The 23,158-nt window shown below is 63.9% G+C and carries 14 protein-coding genes; 6 read left to right on the top strand and 8 right to left on the bottom strand.

The features are described 5' to 3' along the window. Genes drmD through drmC form a run of 6 tightly spaced genes read left to right on the top strand, consistent with a single transcriptional unit; the run spans position 1 to position 15,823 of the window. Positions 1-3,141 carry a DISARM system SNF2-like helicase DrmD gene (drmD, locus tag MXC99_RS05910; protein WP_247724581.1) on the top strand — a complete coding sequence of 1,047 codons (3,141 nt, stop codon included), beginning with the start codon at positions 1-3 and terminating at the stop codon, positions 3,139-3,141. Then, positions 3,138-7,214: an Eco57I restriction-modification methylase domain-containing protein gene (locus MXC99_RS05905; protein WP_247724580.1), complete on the top strand. Its 4,077-nt coding sequence runs from the start codon at positions 3,138-3,140 to the stop codon at positions 7,212-7,214. The genes drmD and MXC99_RS05905 overlap by 4 nt, the downstream gene beginning before the upstream one ends. Further along, positions 7,211-9,166 (top strand): BbrUII/HgiDII family restriction enzyme, encoded by a 1,956-nt coding sequence (locus tag MXC99_RS05900; RefSeq protein WP_237264684.1) that lies wholly within the window; start codon positions 7,211-7,213, stop codon positions 9,164-9,166. The genes MXC99_RS05905 and MXC99_RS05900 overlap by 4 nt, the downstream gene beginning before the upstream one ends. 12 nt (positions 9,167-9,178) lie before the next feature. Next, positions 9,179-13,198, top strand: coding sequence for a DISARM system helicase DrmA (gene drmA / locus MXC99_RS05895; protein ID WP_247724579.1), 4,020 nt, complete (start codon positions 9,179-9,181; stop codon positions 13,196-13,198). Between the two features lie 2 nt (positions 13,199-13,200). Beyond that, the gene (gene drmB, locus MXC99_RS05890; protein ID WP_247724578.1) at positions 13,201-15,060 is read left to right on the top strand and encodes a DUF1998 domain-containing protein; all 1,860 of its coding nucleotides are present in this window, start codon (positions 13,201-13,203) and stop codon (positions 15,058-15,060) included. A gap of 1 nt (position 15,061) precedes the next feature. After that, positions 15,062-15,823 carry a DISARM system phospholipase D-like protein DrmC gene (gene drmC, locus MXC99_RS05885; RefSeq protein WP_247724577.1) on the top strand — a complete coding sequence of 254 codons (762 nt, stop codon included), beginning with the start codon at positions 15,062-15,064 and terminating at the stop codon, positions 15,821-15,823. Between the two features lie 51 nt (positions 15,824-15,874). On the opposite strand, the gene MXC99_RS05880 is transcribed toward drmC, so the two are convergent. From MXC99_RS05880 to MXC99_RS05845, 8 genes are all read right to left on the bottom strand, one after another. Then, positions 15,875-16,567, bottom strand: coding sequence for a hypothetical protein (locus MXC99_RS05880; protein ID WP_247724576.1), 693 nt, complete (start codon positions 16,565-16,567; stop codon positions 15,875-15,877). A 287-nt stretch (positions 16,568-16,854) separates the two neighbouring features. Further along, entirely contained in the window at positions 16,855-17,604 is a 750-nt protein-coding gene (locus tag MXC99_RS05875; RefSeq protein ID WP_247724575.1) for a TIGR03747 family integrating conjugative element membrane protein, read from the bottom strand. Next, a complete protein-coding gene (traD, locus tag MXC99_RS05870) occupies positions 17,601-19,760 on the bottom strand; it encodes a type IV conjugative transfer system coupling protein TraD (RefSeq protein WP_247724574.1) in 2,160 nt (719 codons plus the stop codon). Before traD ends, MXC99_RS05875 begins: the two co-directional genes overlap by 4 nt. Before the next feature lie 8 nt (positions 19,761-19,768). Next, positions 19,769-20,302, bottom strand: coding sequence for an integrating conjugative element protein (locus MXC99_RS05865; RefSeq protein ID WP_003141015.1), 534 nt, complete (start codon positions 20,300-20,302; stop codon positions 19,769-19,771). After that, positions 20,299-20,919: a lytic transglycosylase domain-containing protein gene (locus MXC99_RS05860; RefSeq protein ID WP_247724573.1), complete on the bottom strand. Its 621-nt coding sequence runs from the start codon at positions 20,917-20,919 to the stop codon at positions 20,299-20,301. The genes MXC99_RS05865 and MXC99_RS05860 overlap by 4 nt, the downstream gene beginning before the upstream one ends. Next, a complete protein-coding gene (locus MXC99_RS05855) occupies positions 20,904-21,623 on the bottom strand; it encodes a TIGR03759 family integrating conjugative element protein (protein WP_247724572.1) in 720 nt (239 codons plus the stop codon). The genes MXC99_RS05860 and MXC99_RS05855 overlap by 16 nt, the downstream gene beginning before the upstream one ends. Before the next feature lie 86 nt (positions 21,624-21,709). Continuing rightward, complete coding sequence (locus tag MXC99_RS05850) at positions 21,710-22,357, bottom strand: hypothetical protein (protein WP_212181378.1); 648 nt, start codon at positions 22,355-22,357, stop codon at positions 21,710-21,712. Continuing rightward, complete coding sequence (locus MXC99_RS05845) at positions 22,354-22,923, bottom strand: hypothetical protein (RefSeq protein ID WP_247724571.1); 570 nt, start codon at positions 22,921-22,923, stop codon at positions 22,354-22,356. The genes MXC99_RS05850 and MXC99_RS05845 overlap by 4 nt, the downstream gene beginning before the upstream one ends. Between the last annotated feature and the right edge of the window lie 235 nt (positions 22,924-23,158).

Here is a 23,158-nt window from a genome sequence, read left to right as displayed (position 1 = left end):
ATGGAAATCTCGAACGATCAGAAGCACCACACCTACCGTACCCGTCCGGAGCCCGGCCAGCTGGTCGAGGTTCGCCGGCGCCAGTGGGTCGTGGCGGATGTCGCCTCCTCGAAATTGGAATCGGCTTCGGCGTCGCAGAACTGCGTGACGCTTTCTTCCATCGACGAGGACGGCCTCGGCGAAGAACTGGAAGTCATCTGGGAGATCGAACCCGGCGCACAAGTCATTGAGCGCGCAGGCTTGCCATCCATTACCGGTCAGGACGACTCGGACACGCTCGAAGCTTTCCTCGATGCCGTCCGTTGGGGTGCTGCCACCAATGCCGACAGGGGATTTCTGCAGGCGCCGTTCCGTAGCGGCGTCAGCATCGAGGACTTTCAGCTCGATCCTTTGGTGCGCGCCATCGACATGGCGCGCGTCAACCTGCTCATCGCCGACGACGTCGGCTTGGGCAAGACCATCGAGGCCGGACTGGTCATCCAGGAGATGCTGCTCCGGCACCGCGCCCGTACCGTCTTGATCATCTGCCCCGCTTCGCTCCAGGAGAAATGGCGCGTCGAGATGCTTGAGAAGTTCGGCCTCGAATTCCGCGTGGTCGACACCGCCTATATCAAACAACTGCGGCGCGAACGTGGCATCCATGCCAACCCGTGGACATCCCACCCACGACTCATCGCCTCGATGGACTGGGTCAAGAGTGGCGAGGGTTTGCGCGCGATGCGCGACGTTCTTCCGCCCCATGCAGGTCATCCGCGCAAGTTCGATCTCCTGGTCGTCGACGAAGCGCACAACATCGCCCCAGCCGCCGGCGCGCATTACGCGCTGGAGAGCCAACGCACGCGTTTTGTTCGTGCAATCAGCCCGCACTTTCAGCATCGGCTGTTCCTGACGGCGACACCGCACAACGGCTACACCGAGTCATTCACCTCGCTGCTGGAGCTGCTAGACGATCAGCGCTTCGCCCGTAACATCCTTCCCGACGAAAAGCAGTTGAGCCAGGTGATGATCCGGCGCCTGAAGAGCGATCTGCTCGACGCCGACGGCAAGCCGCTGTATGCCCAACGCAAGCTACAGGCGCTGGCGGTTCCGTATACGGATGAAGAACGGGAGATCCACCAGAAGCTCAACGATTACTGCACCTCTCGCGAGAAAGACGCGGAGAAGACCGGCAGCACGTTCGGCACCTCTTTCGTCAATCAACTGCTCAAGAAGCGCCTGTTCTCGTCACCCGCTGCGTTCGCTTCTACGCTCGAAAAACACATCGCCTCGCTATCGCATGGCGCCAAACCCAAAGCGCAGGACGCGATGGCCGAGCGCATCCTGCGCAAGGCCATCCTGAAGGTCGACGAGGACTACGCCAACGATCAGGAGGTCGAGAACTCCCAATCGGAGGCTGTCGAAGAGGCTTCGCGCCGAGCCCAGCCTCTGACTCCGGAACAGCAGCGGATGCTGGCCGATCTGAGGCAATGGGCGCAGCGAGCCAAGAACCAGACCGACTCCAAGGCCAGGGCCATCATCGAATGGCTCTCGGCCAACCTGAAAGCTGGCGGCCAGTGGAACGATCGCCGCGTGATCCTGTTCACCGAGTACCGCACCACACACCAATGGATGCACGAGATCCTCGCCAGCCACGGCTTCGGCGGCGAACGTCTCGGCCTGCTCCACGGCGGACTCACTCAGGATGAACGGGAACCCATCAAAGCCGCCTTCCAGGCATCCCCCAAGGATTCCCCTGTCCGCATCCTGCTCGCCACCGATGCGGCCTCCGAAGGTATCGACCTGCAGAACCACTGTAACTGCCTCATCCACTTGGAGATCCCCTACAACCCCAACGTGATGGAGCAGCGCAACGGGCGTATCGACCGTCACGGGCAACGCGAGAAAGAGGTGCTGATCTGGCACCCGGTCGACGGCGGGGACAAAGGCCATGCATCGGTCGGTGGCCACGGCGAAGACATCCTGCGTGCCTTGCGCAAACTGGAGTCGATGCGCGCCGACATGGGCAGCGTCAATCCGGTGATCGCGCCCCAGATGTCCGGCCTCATCGAAGGTTCGCTGAAGGATCTGGACACGCGCCTCGCAGACGCCAAGATCGCCAAAGCCAGGCGCTTTGTGCGCGCCGAACGTGAACTGAAAGAGCGCGTCGCCAAACTCCACGAACGGCTTCTCGCCACCCAGCAGGATTTCCACCTCACGCCCGATCACATCCAGATGGCGGTGAAGACCGGCCTCGCGCTGGCAGGCCGCCCCCCACTTGAACCCGTCGCCCTCGCAGATGCTCCCCAAGGCAGCGTGTTCCGTATGCCACCCCTTTCAGGCTCATGGGCGCGCTGCCTGGAAGGCTTGCGCCACCCCCATACCCAACAGATACGTCCCATCACCTTCGACCATGCCGTGGCGAAGGGACGAGACGATGTCGTGCTGGTCCACCTGAACCATCGACTGGTGCAGATGTGCCTGCGCCTGTTGCGTGCCGAGGTCTGGGCGCAGGACGACGTGAAAAAGCTGCATCGCATCACCGTGCGCACATTGCCGGATGGCAGCATCGACGGCCCGGCCGTGGTCGTCATCTCGCGGCTGGTCATCACCGGCGGCAACCACCATCGACTTCACGAGGAACTGACCATCTCGGGCGGCTACCTGCGCGATCAGTCGTTCCGGCGCGAAGAGGGTGTCACGCGTGTCCAGCAGTGGCTGGACGAGGCGCAGCCAGTCACTGCGAGCGATTCGCTACTCGATGCCATTCGGGTGCGCTTCGATCGCGCCCAGCCCGCCATCCTGCAAGCGGTCGACGCCCGCTCGAAGGATCGACTCAAGTTTCTGGCCAATACTCTGCAGACCCGCAAGCAACAAGAGATGGATGACATCGGTACCGTGCTCGACGAGTTGGAGAAGGCTATCCAGAGCGAGTTGAAGAAAGACCAACAGCCCGAGCAGCTTTCGCTGTTCACCGAGGACGAGCGCACTCAGCTCAGACGCGATACCGCCGCGCTGGAGGCACGCCTCGCGCGCATCCCGGCCGAGCGCATCCAAGAGGTCCAGGCCATCGAAACCCGCTATTCCAAGCTCGACGATCGCACTTTCCCTGTTGCCGTCGTCTTCTTGGTTCCCGAGTCAGCCATGCAAGGGGATGCAGCATGAGCAATCACGACCTGCACCACGACTGGCTGGCGCTCATCGAGATCTCCGGCCCGTTCCTCGCCGTTCCCGTTCTCAAGGAAGCCTTTCCCCAAGGTCTGGAAGAACTCGACGGAACCAAGCGCAAACGGCTGCGTCAGGCCTACGAGGAATGGCGCGAGGCGCTGGAGACGGACGATCCGCAGTTTGCCGAATTGCACGCTGCGTGGATTGATGAGGTGTTGGCGCGCGGGCTGGAACTCGACGAGGATGGCAAAGGCGACGTTCTGAAGCGCGCCGACTGGTGCGCGGCCGAACTGAATGTGAGCCTGCCAGAACACGGCGTGACGCTGTCCCCGGACCTCGCCGTCATCGACGAGCAACGGGCCGACAAGCCGCAGATGCTCATCCACACTTACGGACAGGATGTCGATCTCGATGCCACTCTGAAGCTGGACGGATGGGCCGCCACCCCGGCCGATCGCATGGTTCAGTTGTGCCGCGCCACCGGCTGCCGCCTCGGGCTGGTGACCAATGGCGAGCGCTGGATGCTGGTCGACGCCCCAGTTGGTGCCGTCACCACCTTTGCCAGCTGGTACGCCCGCATCTGGAGTCAGGAACCCATCACCCTGCAAGCCTTCGTGCACCTGCTGGGTATTCGTCGCTTCTTCGTCGATGAAACCGAGCAACTGCCGGCACTGTTCGACCGCTCGCTGAAATATCAGGACGAAGTCACCGACGCCCTCGGTGAGCAGGTGCGGCGCGCCGTCGAAGTGCTGATCCAGGCCCTCGACAAAGCCGACCAGGACCGCGACCGCGAGTTGCTGCGCGACGTGAAAGAGCCGGTGCTCTACGAAGCCGCGCTGACGGTGATGATGCGGCTGGTGTTCCTGCTTTCCGCCGAGGAACGCGGCTTGCTGTTGCTCGGAGACGAGCGCTACGAGGCCAACTATGCGCTCTCGACCCTGCGCATGCAGTTGCGCAAGGAATCCGAGGAGATCCTCGAACGCCGCTGGGATGCCTGGTCGCGCCTGCTGGCGATCTTCCGTGCCGTATTTGGTGGCATCGAACACGAGAACCTGCGCCTTCCAGCGCTGGGCGGCTCGCTGTTCGACCCGGATCGTTTTCCCTTCCTCGAGGGCCGCGCCAAGGGCTCCGACTGGCGCACCGACCCGGCCAAGCCGCTGCCGATCGACAACCGCACCGTGCTGCTGTTGCTCGAAGCCATCCAGCAGTTTCAGGGCAGGACATTGTCCTACCGTGCGCTGGACGTCGAACAGATCGGTTACGTCTACGAGGGCCTGCTGGAACGCACCGTCAAGCGCACCGCCGAGGTCACGCTGGAACTGGATGGGACCAAGAATGCCAAAGCCCCCTGGGTCAAGTTGGCCGAGTTGGAATCCGCCCGCCTCGACGGTGCCGAACGCCTTGCCGAACTGCTCCAGGAGCGCTCCGGCAGTTCTGCCAGCCGCGTGCGCAACGATCTGGTAAAGCCTGTCGACGATACGCTCGCCGACCGTCTGCTGGCCGCCTGCCATGGGGACACCAACCTCCGTAATCGCATCAAGCCTTTTGCCTACCTGGTACGCACCGATCCATGGGGTTATCCGCTGGTCTACCCCGCCGGGGCCTTCATCGTCACCACCGGCTCTGACCGTCGCGAGACTGGCACCCACTACACCCCGAAATCGCTGACCGAGACCATCGTCACCGAGACGTTGACGCCGATAGCGTACGTAGGGCCATCCGAAGGTACCCCGCGTGAGCAGTGGGTGTTGAAGTCACCCGCCGAACTGCTGGACCTGAAGATCTGCGACCCTGCCATGGGCTCAGGCGCCTTCCTGGTGCAGGCCTGCCGCTGGCTGGCCGATCGCCTGGTCGAGGCCTGGTCACTGGCTGAAGGCAGTGGAAATCCGGTGAGCGTGGATGGCGAAGTCCTGGATGTGCCGCACACCAAGGAGCCTCTGCCCCGCGACACCGAGGCACGCACCGTGATCGCCCGCCGCCTCATCGCCGAGCGCTGCCTCTACGGCGTGGACCTAAATCCGCTGGCGGTCGAACTCGCCAAGCTCTCCATCTGGCTGGTGACGCTGGCCAAGGGGAGGCCGTTCGGCTTTCTGGACCACAACCTACGTTGTGGCGACAGCCTGCTCGGTATTCATCGGCTGGATCAGCTCACCGAACTCACCATGACGCCGACCGGGAAAGGTCAGCAACGCCTGTTCGGGCAGAACATCGAACAAGCCGTGCGCGAGGCGATCGAATTGCGGCAAGCGCTGCGCCAGATGCCCATCCGGGACATCCGTGACGTCGAGGCTATGGCGCGACTGGATGCCGATGCACGCCAGAAGCTCGACGTGCCGGAGCGCATCGCCGATGCGTTCATCGCCGAAGTGCTTTCTTCGGGAGGGAATGCCAACGTCCTGTCCAGTACCGTCGGCACGCTCGCGATTCACGCCGGGCAGGCCGTCGATGGTAAGCGCGACGCGATAGAAACCATGATTCGGCGAGCGCACAACGCATTGAGCGCCGATCTCCCTCCTGAAAAGACAAGACGTTTGCCGTTCCATTGGCCACTGGAATTTCCAGAGGTCTTTGCGAGATCGCTCTCCGGATTCGATGCTCTCGTCGGCAACCCGCCGTTCCTGGGCAACCGCCTCTGGAAAAGCGCAATGGGTGACAAGCTGCAATGGCAGTGCCAGATGGTCTTGGGTGCATCTCCGGGCAAGATCGACTTGTGCGTGGTCTTCCATCGTCGCGCCGTCGACCTGCTGCGAACCGATGGCTGTTATGGGCTGCTCGCGACCAGCAACATCGCCGAGGGTAGTGCCATCGATGTCGGCCTCGGTGTAGTGGTTCAGAACGGCATGATCTATTTCGCCAAGAAAGGCATGCCTTGGCCCGGCACGGCAGCCGTGGTGGTTGCCATCGTTGGTTTCATCAAGGGCGAATGGCCGGCCGAATGCGATGCCGATGGCCGGAAGTGTGCTCGCATCGGACCGAGGCTGGAGCCAGAAGCCTCGGATGTCTGGGCCCCACAAACCCTGCCGGATGCACTCTTTGCTTTCGAAGGTGTAAACAACAGCAAAGGTCTGGCATTCGTCATCACGCCGGACAGCCCCTGGTTTGAGCGACTCCAGAATGAACCGGACAGCCTGCTCCGTCCTTACATCACAGGTGACGACATCACGAGCTCGGCGCTCAATCGCATCGGTCGATGGGCGCTGGATATCGGTGATCGCAGTTTGGACGAGATCGCCAGACGATGGCCGATCGCCCATCGCTTCATCGTCGAAGAAGTGCAACCGACTCGCACGGTCGCCGCTCTCAAGAGTTACAAAGGTTTGATCGATCGTTGGTGGCAATTCTGGAACCACCGCGCCGACCTGATGCGGCGCATACGGCAGCGCGGAAATTTCATCGGCTACTCAAAGAACACAAAGTACCCGGTTGGCATGCTCGCTCCGTCCGATTGGATCTACACGAACAAGGTACTTCTGATCGGAATGGAGCGGGATGACCTCTATGCCATCTCGCTAAGCACAGGCTTTCGTGCGTGGCTCGAACGATTCAGCGGTGGGAATCTGGGCGAGACGCTATCGCTTTCCATCAGCGAGTCGGTCGCCAAGTACCCAGTTCCGAGCAGTGAAGTCTCCCGGGCGGGCATCGATGCGGCAAAGCGTTTCAACGACTTGGCGGTTGCATTCGGCGCTGCGCACGAATGCGGGTTGACCGACGTCATGAACGCCATCCATACCCCTGGCGAGGAGGATGCAACGATCGTCGAGCTGCGGCAGTTACTGGTCGTAATCGATAACGAGGTGACAGCGGCCTATGGGTGGGATGAGCTGGAGATCGCCTACGATTTCCGTGAGATCAATGGAGGCTCCGCCAATGACCGTTGGCTATGGTCACTGTCGCAAGACGTCACCGCCGACCTCCTTGGACGGCTGACCGCACTCAATCGTGAACGCTTCGAAGCAGCTGCGAGTAGCAGCAGCGGCGCGTCCACAACAACAAAGTCCAAACGCGGACGCAGACCGAAGGCGGCCTCTCCCGCCACCCTCGACGGGCTGTTCGGTGAGGGAGAGCTATGAGCGACAAATACAGAATGACGGTCGACCTGAACGTGCTCGACCACCTCGGGATCAACCTCTACAGCAACATCGCCGCCGTTCTGACCGAGGCCGTCGCGAACGCCTGGGATGCCGACGCCGAGACCGTCGACATCAAGATCGATTCGGACGGCAACCGGATCGAGATCCTCGATGACGGTATCGGTATGTCGGTCGATGACATGAACGGCAAGTACCTGCGGGTCGGTTATCGACGGCGAGATGAAGATCTCGAGCATGGCAAGACGACTGCCAAGGGCCGACCGGTGATGGGCCGCAAAGGGCTGGGAAAACTCTCGCTGTTCTCGATTGCTAACGTCATCGAAGTCGAGTCAGCCAGAGATGGCTCAGCTCATGGCCTTCGCATGACCGTGGACGGAATCCACGAATCGGTTCAGAAGAGGGAGCCCTTCTACAGCCCCGAGTCCCTGCCCGCCGATCAGATCGCGGTAACCAAGGGAACACGAATCGTTCTGCGCGATATCAAGCGCCAGCGGCTCGGTCGTGGTGCGCTGGCTCTTCGCAAGCGCCTGGCGCGCCGCTTCTCTGTGATCGGGGAGGCCCACGGGTTCAAGATCGATCTCGATGGGCAGCCCATCACACCCTCCGATCGTGGCGACCTGCCGATGGTGCAGTTCCTCTGGCAGTTCGGTGACGACGCACTCGACCTGAGTCCCGCCGGTCAGCTCCTGGAGAAGGAATCGCTTCCGAACCGCTTCGATGCTTGGGACATGGGCTGGCGGGTCAGCGGCTGGATCGGTACCGCCAGATTCCCCAAGCAACTCGATAGTGAGGATGCCGGCAATCTGAATGGCATCGTCGTGTTCGCCCGTGGCCGCCTGTTTCACGAGAACATCCTCGACAAACTGAACGACGGGCGGCTCTACACGAAGTACCTCACCGGGCAGATCGAGGCCGATTTCCTAGACGCCGACGACGCACCAGACATCGCGACCAGCGATCGGCAGCGCGTGCAGGAGGATGACCCCCGATATGGGCAGCTGATCGCTTTCCTGAAATCACGTCTTACGCAAGTCGAGAAGCGCTGGACGGAATGGCGCAAGAAGCACGAGGTCGAGAAAGCGAAGGAAACATCGCCCGCCCTCGCCGAGTGGCTCGATACGCTCCCCGAGGGATACAAAAAGAGCGCGGAGACGCTGATCGCCAAACTCAGTGCGCTGCCGGTCGATGAGGAAGAGGATCGGAAGCTCATGTACCGGCACGGCATCCTGGCATTCGAGCGCATGAAGCTGCGCGGCTCGACCGAGGAGTTTGTGACGAGCATCGAGAGTGCCGACAGGCTGCTGGCCGTGCTCGCCGACAGAGACTCGCTTGAGGCATCCCTCTACCGGGACATCGTCAAATCGCGTCTGGATGCCATCCGGGATTTCCAGACCATCATCGATGAGGACGCAAAGGAACGGGTGCTCCAGAAGTACCTGTTCGATCACCTCTGGTTATTGGACCCGGCATGGGAGCGTGCCACGGGCAGCCCGATCATGGAATCGCGCCTGACGACGGAAGGCGTGCTGATCGAAGACATGACCGAGAAAGAGCGCCTGGGCCGCGTCGACATCGCCTATCGCACCAATGCGGGCAAGCACGTCATCGTCGAGCTCAAGAAGGTCGGCCGCAAGATGGGATTGCTCGAACTGGTGGAGCAAGGTCAGACCTACGTCGACAAGCTGAAAAAGATCCTGCGCGAGCAAAACGATGTCAGCCCCAATATCGAGGTGATCTTCGTCCTTGGCAAGACCGTCAACGAAGAGGCATCGAACCCCGACCGCCTCAAGTCATCGATGACATCGATCTCACCGGGCAGCCGCATCGTCCATTACGACACCTTGATTCGGGGCGCTCAAGAGGCGTATTCGGCATACATCGAGAAGAGCAAGTCACTCGACAAGCTCGAAAAGATCGTGGACAGGATTTGAGGTGACCAAGGTATGACGAAAACTTCCAACGCATGGATCGCCATCGATCATGGCCTCGGCACCGACCACAGGCTCGCGCCCTATATCTTGGTTCTGAAGGGTGAGCGTTCTCTCTATCAGGCCATCGAGGAGGACGACTGGGTCCTGGTCCTGAACCCCGTTGGTAGCATCACCCGTGTCGGGCGTGTGCTGCGGGTTCGTTCCGATCTCGAAACCACCACGCTCTATTTCGACCGACTGCTGTCGATCACAGACCCCGTCTCGATCGGCCTCACTGCACTCACGCCACCGTCTTCGAGCAGCATCGGTCGGGTCCAGTGGACCGATTTCGTCGAAGCCCTGCCCAAGGCATTGCACAAGACCATCGCCGAAGTGCCGACGGTCGGTTCCGATCCCAGATCTCCCCAGCATCAGCAGGAACTCGCCTACATCCGCGAACTGCTGCAACTGGCCGTGATGGACGACTTGCTCGGCCCGGCTGGCGGCCCTCATGAGCGCATCGTCGACATGGGTGTGCGGGATCGCTATCTGGTGGGCAAGCTCGCCCCGCGTGAGGCGGCACAGGGTGGCATCGAAGGGCTCGAAGGGCCACTGGCGAACGACGAGGTCGAAGAGCCCACCGACCCGAAGGCGCCCGGCCAGCATGAACCCGGTGCGGAGTTCGGCACCGCGACGGGGCGTGTCGAGCCCGAGTCTGACGCCGCCGATGAGATCGACGCTGCCAGCAATCAATCGTTGGTACCGAGCAGCCTGGGCATGACCTTCTGTGTGGATGGTGACGCCGAACGGATCGAAATCGAGGTGCGCTGGGGTCGCTACGAGCGCAGCGATGAGCACGAGATCTTCCGCATCCGCAAGAACAAGGAGACCGGCGCCGAGGAGCAGACCAAGGCCAAGGTCTGGCAACGCATCCCTTGTGGCGGCAAGCTGGTGCTGCCGCTCACCGAAGGCGTGATCCCTCATCAGGCGCCGGACAAGACCTATCCCGAAGTGCGGGTGCAGGGCTCCGTGCGCGCCAAGAACGCGAATGGCGATCGCTTGGTGACGCTGTTCCTGGTCAACGCACAGGAAGAACCCGAGACCAACCGCGATACCGCCTGGGTCTTCCAGCCGGAGCTGATCGTGCGTTCGGAAGCTGAAGCACCCAAGCGCGCAATCTTCCGCCGCCGGCCTGTGCTGGATGCGGACGGTATGGACCCGGAGCGTGAATCGCTGGAGATGATCTACCGCAACCGGGTGGAGTTCGCGGTGGGTCATGGTGTCGCTGTCCATGCCGAAACGGCGGATGAGGTGACGCTGGCCACCGAGGTGCGCACCATCGTCATGCCGCAGTACGAGATGCAGATCACCGAGACACCGGGGCTGGACCCCGCCGACCGGCCGGCGATGAAGGAGATGGTGAGCAGTGGTCTGCTGGACATGCAGCGCCTCGCCTCCCTGGACATCGATCCGCTGGTCGATGCCCTGAATCTGCTGACCAAGGATTACGCCGCGTGGATCTATGAGCAGCGCGCCCGTGTCGGCGGCGACGTGCTTGGCTACGACGCGCAGTCGCAACAGGCGATGGATAGATGCCAGGAGATCCACACGCGTCTGCAGCAGGGTATCGATACGCTGAAGAGCAACGAGAAAGCGCTGGCTGCGTTCCGGTTCGCCAACCGGGCGATGGCCACGCAGCACGTGCGTAGCCAGTACGCCCTCGAAATCCGGCGTGGCAAGGACGTCACCGTCGACCAGTTCGACGTGCTGAAGAACCGCAGCTGGCGCCCGTTCCAGTTGGCTTTCCTGCTGCTGTCGATCCCATCGCTGGCCGACCCGACGCACCCGGATCGTGTGCAACCGGTCGAAGCCTATGCCGATCTGCTGTGGTTCCCTACCGGCGGTGGCAAGACGGAGGCGTACCTAGGTGTAGCCGCCTTCACCATGGCCATTCGGCGCATGCAGGGCAACCTGGGCGGCTACGACGGCTCGCGCGGTCTGGCCGTGATCATGCGTTACACCCTGCGCCTGCTGACGCTGCAGCAGTTTCAGCGTGCCACGGCACTGATCTGTGCGATGGAGGTGCTGCGTCGCGAGGCGCTGGCCAAGGGTGACGAATCGCTCGGCATCGAACCCTTCACCATCGGCTTGTGGGTGGGCAACAAGGTGACCCCCGGCACGACCGAGGACAGTCATCGGGCCATCGAGGACATCCGCAATCCCGGCAAGTACAACGCCGGCGCGGCGTCTCCTGCGCAACTGACCAGTTGCCCTTGGTGTGGCTCGGAAGTCGCCCCAGGGCGCGACGTGGAGGTCGACAAGGGGCGTGGGCGCACCTTCGTCTACTGCGGCGACAAGAAGGGCCGTTGCGACTTCTCGAAAGGCAAGTCCAGCAAGCTCCCGCACGCGGGCATTCCGGTACTGGTCGTTGACGAGGAGATCTACCACCGTCCCCCGACGATGATGATCGCCACCGTGGACAAGTTCGCCATGATGGCGTGGCGGGGCCAAGTGCGCACGCTGTTCGGTCGGGTCGGCCAGGAATGCGAGCGGCACGGCCTGCTATGGCAAGGCGCGGACTGCAATGGTAACCACCAGGCCGGAAAGGGGCTCGCTGCCACCAAGGTCAAGAACATCAGCCCGATCCGACCGCCGGACCTGATCATCCAGGACGAGTTTCACCTGATCAGCGGGCCGCTCGGCACCATGGTTGGCCTATACGAGACGGCCGTGGACGAGCTGTGCGGCTGGAAGCTCGGCGAACATATGGTCAAGCCGAAGATCATCGCGTCGACCGCCACGGTGCGTAAGGCCCGCGAGCAGGTGAACAACGTCTTCATGCGGCGTGTGTCGGTGTTCCCGCCGCACGGGCTGGACGTGGAAGACAACTACTTCTCGGTCCAGCGACCGATCGAGGACAAGCCGGGACGGCGCTACCTCGGGGTCTGCTCTCCCGGAAGTTCACGACCTGCGATGCTGATCCGCGTCTACACGGCGTTCCTGACTGCTGCTCAGGCACTGTTCGATCACTTCGGCGAGCCAGCAGACCCGTACATGACCATGGTCGGCTACTTCAACTCGCTGCGCGAGCTGGGGGGCATGAAGCGCTTGGCCGAGGACGACGTGCAGACGCGTTCCTACCGGGTGCAGATGAGCATGGTCGAGCGGCCCGCGTTGGCGCAACGCAGCGTCAGCAACATCCGCGAGCTGACCTCACGGGTCTCCAGCCAAGACATCCCGAAGTACCTCGACAACCTCGAGGTGAAGTTCAAGTCCGAGTTCGATGCCGCAGCCGGCAAGTACGTGACCAAGTGGCAAGAGGGCGACACCCGGGCGATCGATGTCGTGCTGGCCACCAACATGCTGTCGGTGGGGGTCGACGTCAATCGGCTGGGACTGATGGCGGTCAACGGCCAGCCAAAAGGCACGGCGGAGTACATCCAGGCCACCAGCCGAGTGGGTCGTTCCTTCCCCGGCTTGGTCTGCACAGTGCTCACCTGGGCACGGCCACGAGATCTCTCGCACTACGAAACCTTCGAGCATTACCACGCCACTTTCTACAAGCACGTCGAAGCGCAGTCGGTGACGCCGTTCTCGCCGCGCGCGATGGACCGTGGCCTGACCGGCTCGTTGCTGAGCCTGATGCGCTTGGAGAACGATGCGTTCAGCCCCAACGAGGGTGCGGGCAAGCTGGACAAGTCAGATCAGAGCGAGATCACCGACGCCATCGATGTGCTCGTCAAACGAGCCTGGAACGTCAGCGAGCTGTCCAGCACCAAGGGCCTGGCCGAACAGGAACTCAAGGAGCGTGCGGACGAATGGGCCAAGGAAGTGGGCAAAGGCGGCCGCATCCTGGCCTATGAGAAGCGCGGCCCCGAGAAGGACAAGACCGTTGCATTGATCAGGTCACCGGGCATCCAGGCCTGGGACAACTGGACCGTACCCATGTCGATGCGTGAGGTGGAGCCCGGTGTGCGCTTGATCATGAATACCAGCCACATCACGGACGACCACGATTGGAAGCCTCGTCCCGCGACGAAGGATGAGGACTGAACATGACGACGAGTAATAAGACTCCAGTCGGAGAAGTAAGACCCAGCCAGTTGCTCTGGACCTACGGGCCAGGGGCGTTGATCGATCTGCCGAGCCTGTCCGTCGTGACGCTCGGCATCGACCGATGGGAAAAGGACCGTTGCCAGCCGATCCAGGAAGCCAGACTGCTGGCCGCTGTCCGGAAGGTGCTTGGAGCACAGGTCGAGAACCTGCGGATGCCGCCGTTCCAGAGAAGCGAGCTCGTCGATGTCTGGTCGGCCGAGGCCAACATCGGCGTTCCCGTCCGGCCATTCCCTCGCTGGATGCGCTGCGTGAAATGCGGCCTGCTGTCCCCCTTCGATGCCGGACTGTTCGAGATCAAGGAGAACCGCTTCAGGCCCGAGCGAACCCGGTTCGTCCACAAAGGATGTCGGGGTTCGAAGGGCGATCAACCCGCCAAGGACGCCGATGCCGTACCAGCCCGTTTCCTGTTGGCCTGCCGCGACGGACATCTGGACGACTTCCCTTGGCACTACTTCGTCCACGGCGGCAACAGTTCCTGCAAGGGCACGCTGCGCTTCTTCGAGAGCGGTGCCTCGTTGCAGACTGAGAACCTGTGGGCGAAATGCGATACGTGTGGAGCTTCGAGGAGCATGGCACACGCCTTCGGCAAGGCCGGAAAAGAGAATCTGCCGGGTTGCCGAGGACGACATCCCCACCTCGACCACTTCGACAACGAATGTGACGAGGAAGCGCGGGCGGTTCTGTTGGGCGCCACGAACAGTTGGTTCCCAATCACGCTTTCGGCGCTCGCGATTCCCCAGACCAAGGACCCACTCAGTCAACTGATCCAGGATGGCTGGGAGTTCTTTGAAGAGCTGGAGTCCGAAGCGGAAGTGTTGGTGACGGCGAAGACGCTTAAAAAGACCGGAGCGCTGCCAGGGATCGACAAGTATCCTGCGGCGTCGATCTGGTCGGCTATCGAGGCGCACCGTAGCGGTGGCGGACAGGAGGTCGTGGGCGAGGCCGATATCAAGGGCCCGGAATGGGACGTGCTGACAGAAGCGAATCCGCCCACGGACTACCCGCACTTCATGAGCAAGAAGGTCGGCACGCCACCGGCTTTTGCGAAGCACATCGGCAGAGTGCTGCTTCTGGAGCGACTGCGAGAGGTCAATGCCTTGCTCGGTTTTACTCGGGTGGAGGCGCCCGAAGAAACTGGCGACCCGAACGAACGGCCCCAGATGGCCAACCTCTCACGAAGCAAACCGGATTGGGTTCCCGCGAACCAAGTACATGGTGAGGGTATCTTCATCCAGTTCGATGAACCGGCGCTCGTCGCTTGGGAAGCACTACCTGCCGTCGCGCAGGTCGACAAGATGCTCCGGGGCGGCCACAGGGGATGGCGCAATTCACGTCATCTCGATCCTGACGATGGCTACCCCGGCATTCGCTACGCCATGCTCCACACGCTATCGCACTTGCTGATTCGTGAGCTGGCGTTGGAGTGCGGCTACAACGCAGCGAGTATCCGCGAGCGAATCTATGCCGACACCTCGGGCGAGAGTCCGCAGGCCGGTATCCTCATCTACACGGCAGCGGCAGACTCCGATGGAACGCTGGGCGGTCTCGTCGATCTCGGCAAGCCGGAGAATCTGGGTCGCCTATTGGAGCAAGCCTTGAATCGCTCGAAGATCTGCTCCTCTGACCCGCTTTGCTCCGAGCACGATCCTGAGAAAGATCGCTCACTTCATGCTGCGGCGTGCCACGCTTGTAGCCTGGTGGCTGAGACCTCCTGCGAGCGCAGCAATCGCTACCTGGATCGGTCATTGCTGGTCCCGACCCTGGAACGCATCGACGCGGCTTTCTTCAAGGGCTTGTGACATGGAGAAGCTCTTGGACGCCGTCGCAGCCGTGGTCTGTCTGGTCTCTCCAGAGAAGGTCCAGGCCATAGCCAGCCGGATTCGTCGGACTGATGCCGTCAAAGCAGCCGGTGCGCTGTCGGGCGCAGTCAGCACCCCCGTTGCTGCTGAGGTTGTGGATCAGCTCATCGATGCTTGGCGAAGCACCTCTGTAAGCGCCGAGGAACTGGCATCGATGCTGCTCGCCGCCGGCCATGTCTTCACCAAGGCTACGAATCAACAATCCACCGAACTCGTGTGGACGGGGCCGACGACACCCTTCGTCTCGGCTCGACGAACCGAGCAGGCGCTGCTGCAGGTCATCAACGCCGCCGAGCAGACCCTGTTCATCACCAGCTTCGTGGCCTATGACGTCTCGACCATCGTCAAGGCGCTGAATGCGGCAAGTGATCGCGGAGTGGTCATCTCTATGCTGCTCGAATTGTCTCAGGACCACGGCGGCAGCATTACCTTCGATGCGATAGGCAAGATGAGATCTCTGGTCGCCGCAGCACGACTCTACGCATGGCGTGACAAGGCCGACCCTTTCTCCGACGGGCGAGTTCACGCCAAAGTCGCCGTCGCCGATGGCAAGATGTGTTTCATCACCAGCGCCAACCTGACCGGCCACGCGATGGAGCAGAACATGGAGGCCGGTGTGCTTCTCACCGGCGGGCAGATTCCCAAGCTGCTACTCGACCATTTGCAGGCGCTGGTAGACACGAAGACGGTTTCACCCGTCTGAATCGCCACTTCGAAATCCATCTGCCTGCCGAAACGAATGCGTCCTGCCGGATCAGTCCCAGACGACTTCGCAGCCGAGATATTCCCGAAGGACGATTTTCACGGTCAGCCCATTGGCTTGGCTGGTACGGAAGCGATAGTTTCCTTCTTGCACGGCCAACCATCCCTCGGTGAAAGTGTCGGTGCCCGCCACAAGCAGCCTCTGCATCGCACGGCTCCCGACTTCCGGCCAGACATCGAACGCGTCGTCATCGCTTTCGAATGCGGTGCGCTCTTTTTCCGTCATGAGCGACAGCGGCTTGAATCCGAGGCGTGATGGTTCGTGGAGTTGTGGCTCGTTGAGTTCGAATGCAGCATGACAACGAGCCAATTTGAGGATGACGCGACTCACGCGGTCGTTTTCGGCTGCCCAGACAGGGCCTTCTGCACCATCTGTGCGTGCCCGCTGCAATCGGGTCAACAGCGAGGAGTTCGCCCGCAAGATACGGCCAATCTTGGCCCTGTGCAGTTTTTCGGGTGCGATGTCCCCGGCGATGACACATTCGAGCAAACAGGCCAGATATTCTTCGTCGAGTGAAAGGCCGTTGTTGCATTCACGGCACGCCGGAGCCGCCATGAGATTCTCTGGATACGGCTCATCCAAGAGAACTTTCGACGGGACGTGATCGATGGTTTCGCTTGGCCCGCCGCAATGCACGCAGAACCCATTGTTTCTGTCGTCGCCGTAGCATCGCAGTTGCTGCATCTGGCCTGCCTCCGAAGCTGCTGTAGGTGCGAGTCGCGCCGCGTGCCTTGGGCAACCCCTGCTGATTTCAGAGATGGTACAGCACTCGACGAAAGCACAAGGAGAAACTAGCGAAACCAGTGAAATTAGCGCCGTGAAAAGCACTTGCGGCTGATCTTGTCCGGCGAAATCAGCGAAAGAATCCCCCGGTCAGTTCGCAGCCCAGCCGGTACACGCGCAGCAGTGCGCCCGGCGCACCGCTGCGCGTTCGCCTCAATGAACCGGCGTGAGTGACACTCCTGGGTGTTTCACAAGTACTTCTTGAACGTCGCCGCCGCAATGCACACCGCCACGCCGAGCAGTGCGGCGCTGGGCAGCAGGATCAGCAGCGGGTTCACGCTGACCGGCAGTGCTAGGTAAGTCACCCACGGCAGCACGGCCAGCGGGATCAGGCTGGCCCTGGCGCGGTGATAGATGAACCCCGACTCGCGTCCCGCGCCGAAACGGCGGATGTCCCGGCGCACCAGGCCATCCACCAGCCCGACGAAGGCGGCCATCAGGAACAGCGGCAGGGTCAGGCACAGCACCAGCAGCCGCACGAGGAAGACCAGCGTCGTATAGGCCGCCGCGATCAGGTAGCTCTCCACGTTCACATAGACCAAGCCGATGTAGTAGCGGAAATCCTTGGTCGGACGATGGCTGCCGGCGCTGGCCTGCGCCGAGGCGTCGCGTATCCAGTCCAGCAGACCGCTTTTCACGAACAGCCAGTCGTAGCCCTGCTCGACCAGCCGGTGCGCGGTGCGCCCCGGCTCCTGCACCAGCGCGCTGCGGGTGAAATGCGTGGAAAGCTGATCCAGCTCGTAGTGCAGCATGCCCTGCGCGTGGCGCCAGCCCTGCTCGGGCCAGAAGAAGTGCATGCCGACGCATTCGATCAGGATGCACAGCAGCAGCGCGCCGCACAGCACGCCGAAGAAGCGGAACGGCAGCGTGACCAGGCTGGCGATCAGCCCCTGCTGCCCTTGCTGCTGGCGCTGTGCTGCGGCGGCCGGATCGCTCATGGCCCGGCTTCTTCATCGACGACCGCCATCTGCTTGAAGTCGTCCAGCAGGTCGGCGGGCAACGCGCTGTCCTGCGGGCCCGGCACGCCCTGGTTCTCCCACCAGTCGCCGGCCTCGACGTAGTGCTGGCGCATGTAGCCGGCCAGCTGCTGCAAGTCCTTCGGCATGGCCTCGTCGGGATCGGGCGCCGGCAGCGGCATGCGGACTTTCCAGAGGTTGCCGCCCTCGGTCAGCGCGAAGCACTGCCCCTTGGGCAGCGCCACCACATGCGCCGGCTCGATCAACGGCACGCTGTTGCTGCTGATGCGGTCCTGGGTGTTGGACGTGAACGCGGTATTGCCGTGCGGATCGGAGCTGTCGGTGGCGCCGCTCATCAGCGCCGTGGCGTACACCTCGACCTGGGGCAGTTGTCGCGTCAGCAGCTCGGCGGTGGCGGTCTCGCGCACGCGCAGCATGAACAGGTTGTTGAAGTTGCCGACCACCTGGCCGGCCTTGGCACGATTGCCGATGCGGGCCTCGATGTCGCTCAAGGTCTGCGTGTAGGCCGTCACCTGCACGCCGGCACCGCCGCCCTTGTTGACCATCGGAATGAACTCGTCGCCCATGAGTTCGTTGAATTCGTCGGCGTGGACGTTGATCGGAATCTTGGCGCCCGCCGCGGCGCCGGGCAGCCCGTCGTCGACGCCGAACTTGTAGATGTGGCCGGCGACCGAGACCAGATCGCTGAACATCGAGTTGCCCACCGCCGCCGCGACTTCGGCGTCGGACAGCGCATCCAGCCCCACGTAGACCACCGCGCGTTTGCGGATGACCTGCATCCAGTCGAAGATCGGCCGCGGGTCGGACAGGTCGGAATAGTTCGGTGCGAGCAGTTGCGCGATCTTGCCGGTGGTGAGCTTCTCCAGCAGCGGCAGCAGCGAAGCGACGATCTTGTCGAAGTAGGTCCGGTCGTAGCGCACGGCGCTGCGCAGGCCGTCGAGCACCGGGTCATAGATGCGCACTTGGGACAGGTACTGTTCGAGGGCCACCACGCGCTTCTCGCGCCCGATCATGTTGCGCGGGATGTTCTTCTCGTTCAGCTTCGCTTCGAGCTGGACGATGACCTCCCAGGCCTTCGGCTCGTTCTTGGCGAAGTAGTGCTGGGCGTACTCGATGAACAGCGCGTCGATGTTGATGACGTGGCGCTGGATCAGCAGGTAGTCCGGCCGCTGCCCCAGCTCGACCAGGGCGCGCGCGATGATGTTGACGAAGCGCCAGGCGAATTCGCGGAACGCGGCGCTGTTGCCTTCGCCGGAGAGCTGCCCGGCGATCCGCGTGGCCACCTCGGAGATCCGCCCGAACCGGCCCACGGCGTTGTAGCGCGCCGAGATGTCCGGCCAGCCCAGATGGAAGACGTAGAACTCGCCTTCGCGCCCGGCGCGCTTGGCCTCGACGTACATGCGCTTCAACAGGTCCGCATCGCCCTTGGGGTCGAAGACGATCACCACCTCGTGCTCGCCGCGGACCTTGCGGCGGATGTCCTGGGTGATGAACAGCTCGGCCAGCCGCGTCTTGCCCACGCGCGTGGTGCCCAGCACCAGGGTGTGGCCGACGCGCTCGCCCAGCGGCAGGGTGACGTCGACCTCGTGCGGCTCGATGCCATGCAGGCGTGGCAGTCCGCCGACCGACGGCAGTGGTCGCGCCGGGTTGAGCGGGCTGTCCCAGGCCAACGCGCGCGCCAGCGTCGAGACGGGAAACGGCGCGAACTCAAGCCGCTCCTCCAGCCGCCGGGCGGCCCGGTAGATCGCCGTCGGCTCGACGTAGCGGCGGAACTCCGGCCGATAGGTCTGCATCAGCCGGTGCGTGTGCCGCTGCTCCCAGCGAAAGCCCTGGCCGACGAACAGCCGTTGCTGACTCACCGGCACGTCGCGGCTGGTCATCACGTAGCGCGGCAGGCGGCGGATGTTGCGGCGATAGCGCAGGATCGCCCAGGCATCGCGCAGGCGAATCGCGCCGAAGGTCAGGAAGGCCAGCGCCGAGCCCAGGCCGAGCAGCGGGTTCAGCGCGAGCGACCACGGTGCCACCAGGCACAGAATCGCGGCGCCGGTGCAGACCGCCACGGTATAAAGCTCCACCGCTGGCCGCAGCAAGACCTCGACCGCATGCGGTTGGGCCATTTGCGCACCTACTGCTCGACACCGGTGGCCGTGATGAGCACCGGGTAGTGGCGCAGGCCCAGGCGCTGGGCCAGGTCATCGCCGGAGGCCGGCGACAGGATCAGGCCGGGCGCCAGCCTGCGCAGCGCCGTCAGCGCAGCCATCGACTCCACGTTGACCACCAGGCCCACGGCCTGCAGCTCTCGCAGCGCCGCCTGCCGCTGCCGCAGCCAGGCGCGCGAACGCTCGTCGTCGCCGATCAGGAACAGCGCCGTCAGGCCCGGCGCCCGGATGACGCGGCGCTGCACCTCGCCCGGCGACAGTTGCGTCGAGCGCACCGGCAGCATGGCGGCTTCGGCGTCGGCCGTGTTGCCCGCGCGAGGGGTCGGCATCGGGGCCGGCGGCGTGGCCTGATCCGGCTGAGGATTCAGCGACTGGTAGTACGGCAGCGCGGAGTCGCCGCCGCGGTCTTCGACGACGATCAGCGGCCCGGAGACGGTCTGGGCGAAGATGGTGGTCGTGGACAGCAGCCCGATGGCGGCGATGAGGACGGTGTGGTTCATGGCGTGGTGGCCTGGAGAGTTGGAACGGGAACGCCGGCGTCGAGTACGCGGGTCAGGTGCCGATGCACACTGCGCCGGTATCGCGCCGCGGGTGCCCCGCCGGCGGGCCGGTGGTAGCGGCCGATGGCAAGCAGCCAGTCCTCGCCCGGCGTGTGCTGTTCGCGCAGGATTTCCGCAGCGATGGCGAGGTTGCGGTACGGGTCCAGCAGCTCGCAGGGCTGCGTGTAGCGATGCGTGTGGTAGCCGAGATTGACCTGGCCGAGGCCGGCGTCGATGCGATTGGCCGGCGTGCGGGCGAGTGCCCGGCGCAGCCCCGCGCAGGCCTCGGCGCGGGTGGCGTAGCGGTGCGGTTTGCCGGCGACGTTGAGCGTCCACGGCCAGGGGATCAGGCGCCCGCGCAGCATGGCGCCGCTCTCCTGCAAGGCCACCGCGTATAGCACCGCCGCCGGCACGTCTGCGCGATGCGCCGCCAGTTGATAGGCCGGCGGCGGCACTTCCCGCGCCAGGGCGGCCAACGCCCAGCCGCCGGTGGCGAGCAACAGCGCGGCGCTGGCGCAGCGGATGGCGACGCGGGATGGCCGACGCTTCCGGCCCGGAGTACCTATTGCCGCTGCCATTGGCCGTTCACCTCGCGCACCACGGCCGGCAGATCGCCGGGCAGGCCGAGCGACAGCCAGCGCCCCGCATCGTGGTTGAGCGTGATGGTGCGGGCGCGCACCCTGGCCGGGTCGATGCCCGCCTGGGTGGCCCACTGCCGGATGCGCGCGTCGTCCTGACGGCTGCCGACCATGTAGAGATCGAAGGCCGTACCGGCCGCCTGCAACTGCTGCACGCGCTGCGCGCACGGTGCGCAGTCGGTCTTGACGAAGACCGCCAGGCGCCCGGAGCCGGTGTTGCCGGCACCCTGCGCCTTGGCGCCGGGCAGGCTCACGCGCGGCTGGCCGGGAAACAGGCGCTGCCACGCCGCGTCGTAGGCGCGCTGGTAGGCCAGCGTCTTGCCGACGCGCCGGGCCTCGGCCTGCACCTGCAACTCTGCGTAGCGCCTGCGCTCCTCCTCGCTGCGGGCCTCGATGCCCAGCGCCGTGAGCGGATCGAGCTGGGGCGAATAGACCCCGAGCGGCCCCTGCATCAGTTGCCGGTAACGCGCCCACTCCTCGGAGCGAAGCCCCCATTCCCGCGCCTGCCTCTCGTCGAGCGCGGCATCAGTGCCCGGCTGCACCTGGGCGGGCACCATGCGCGAGTTCGTCACCGGGGCCGGTTGGGCGGATGCACCGAAAGCGGCGAACAGGACGACGGCAGCGAGCAACGACCGCAGGGTCATGGTCAGCCTCCGCCGAGCCGCCTCAAGGAGGCTGAAGCCCCCTCGGGGGGCAGCGAACGAAGTGAGCGTGGGGGTCATGGCATCTCCTACGGCACCGCAACGCGCTGCGTCTGGCCGTTCACCTGGAACACGCCCGCCTGCGCCTCGATGGACTGCAGTTGCCAGCCCCCCTCGGCATCGCCCTCGCGCAGCAGCCGGGCGCCCGCGAGCGAGGCCGCGGCGGTGGAGGTGATCGACAGAAAGCGCTCGCCGCCACGCAGCTCCACGCCGAGCACCCGGAACGGCGGCTCCGGCACCTTGGGCTTCGTCACAACCGGAACGCGCGGGCGAGCAGCGGATGCAACCTGCCGGGTCTTCTCCAGGCGGGTTTCGATTCCATTCACGCGCGCCTGCAGCGTCTGCAGGTCGATGGCCAGGGTCCTCGCCTCGTCGGCCTCTTCGAGGCGCGTCATCCGTTCGTCCAACGCCTGCCGCGCGGTGGTGAATTCGGCCTGGCTGATCGGCGCCGGCCGGCGCTTGTCCGCATCGGCCCGTTGTTCGAGATCGGCCACGCGCAGGCCCAGCGCATTGACCTGCGCATCCTGTGCGCTGCTCTGGGTCTGTTCGGCGAGCCGCGACAGGCCGACGCTGTTGATGAGTGCTACAGCACTGATGAGCAGCAGCCAGAAGGCCGCGGCGACCTTGAGCCAACGCGTGCGGGAATTGCGCTCGGATGGCGCTTGGGGAAAGGTCATGGCTGCATCTCCTCGGGCCGGTCGGCGTCCGGCACGGGCGTGGCGGCGGCGGGCGGGTTGGCGGAAAGGAAGGTGGGAGCACCGTGCCGGCTGAAGCAGACCTGGCGGGTCAAGTCATCGACCGACAGCTCCCAGGCAGGGCCGGCAAGGGTCAGCAAGGCATCGCGCAGCATCAGCGGACCCAGGCGCAGGTGTGCGGCAGGCAGCGGCAGCGCGTAGAGCGCGGCGGCCTCGGCCGCATCGCAGAGCCGGTAGCCGGAGCGCAGCAACACGTGGCGCATGGCATCGCCCACGCTGGCATCGAGCATGGGCGGAATCGAGACCTCCACCGCCTGCTGCAAGAGATCGCGCTGCGCAGGTTCCGGCACCAGCTCGACCAGGGTGTAGCGTCCGTAGCGGGCCACCGGAACGAAACCCGGCTCCGGCGCGACGGCGGTTGGCGATGCGGCCGGCACCGCTGACGCAGACGGTGCGGCGGTCGTGGCGCAGCCGGCGGCCAACAGGCTGCCGGCCAGCAAGCCAGCGACGAGGGCCAGGCGGTGAACAGCGCGGATGGATGGTTGCATGGAGGGCGCTTCCCTGGAACACGGAGCGCTCACCATCGCCGCCGCTTGGCCTGCGGGCAGCAAACAAAACGCACTGACGCCCGCCCGAATACATGGGGGGCGGCGCCATGGACTGTCATACGCCATCGAGTAGGGGACGGGGTCACCCCCGTCGCCCTCTCACACCACCGTACGTGCGGTTCCGCATACGGCGGTTCATGAAAGACACTGGAGTCGTCGCGTCGTATCGAGCAGC

It is taken from the genome of Thauera aromatica (assembly GCF_023093595.1).
Classification (GTDB): Bacteria; Pseudomonadota; Gammaproteobacteria; order Burkholderiales; family Rhodocyclaceae; genus Thauera; species Thauera aromatica_A.
Note: the sequence above shows the minus strand (reverse complement) of the source record. Positions and strands in the feature narration are given on the sequence as shown.

Bases quoted from the DNA above. Each gene is read 5' to 3' on its own strand.
- MXC99_RS05860 (WP_247724573.1), bottom strand. From the start codon at position 20,919: ATGGCAGCGGCAATAGGTACTCCGGGCCGGAAGCGTCGGCCATCCCGC.
- MXC99_RS05880 (WP_247724576.1), bottom strand. From the start codon at position 16,567: ATGCAGCAACTGCGATGCTACGGCGACGACAGAAACAATGGGTTCTGC.
- MXC99_RS05855 (WP_247724572.1), bottom strand. From the start codon at position 21,623: ATGACCCTGCGGTCGTTGCTCGCTGCCGTCGTCCTGTTCGCCGCTTTC.
- MXC99_RS05905 (WP_247724580.1), top strand. From the start codon at position 3,138: ATGAGCAATCACGACCTGCACCACGACTGGCTGGCGCTCATCGAGATC.
- traD (WP_247724574.1), bottom strand. From the start codon at position 19,760: ATGGCCCAACCGCATGCGGTCGAGGTCTTGCTGCGGCCAGCGGTGGAG.
- MXC99_RS05875 (WP_247724575.1), bottom strand. From the start codon at position 17,604: ATGAGCGATCCGGCCGCCGCAGCACAGCGCCAGCAGCAAGGGCAGCAG.
- drmC (WP_247724577.1), top strand. From the start codon at position 15,062: ATGGAGAAGCTCTTGGACGCCGTCGCAGCCGTGGTCTGTCTGGTCTCT.
- drmD (WP_247724581.1), top strand. From the start codon at position 1: ATGGAAATCTCGAACGATCAGAAGCACCACACCTACCGTACCCGTCCG.
- MXC99_RS05865 (WP_003141015.1), bottom strand. From the start codon at position 20,302: ATGAACCACACCGTCCTCATCGCCGCCATCGGGCTGCTGTCCACGACC.
- drmA (WP_247724579.1), top strand. From the start codon at position 9,179: ATGACGAAAACTTCCAACGCATGGATCGCCATCGATCATGGCCTCGGC.
- MXC99_RS05850 (WP_212181378.1), bottom strand. From the start codon at position 22,357: ATGACCTTTCCCCAAGCGCCATCCGAGCGCAATTCCCGCACGCGTTGG.
- MXC99_RS05900 (WP_237264684.1), top strand. From the start codon at position 7,211: ATGAGCGACAAATACAGAATGACGGTCGACCTGAACGTGCTCGACCAC.
- MXC99_RS05845 (WP_247724571.1), bottom strand. From the start codon at position 22,923: ATGCAACCATCCATCCGCGCTGTTCACCGCCTGGCCCTCGTCGCTGGC.
- drmB (WP_247724578.1), top strand. From the start codon at position 13,201: ATGACGACGAGTAATAAGACTCCAGTCGGAGAAGTAAGACCCAGCCAG.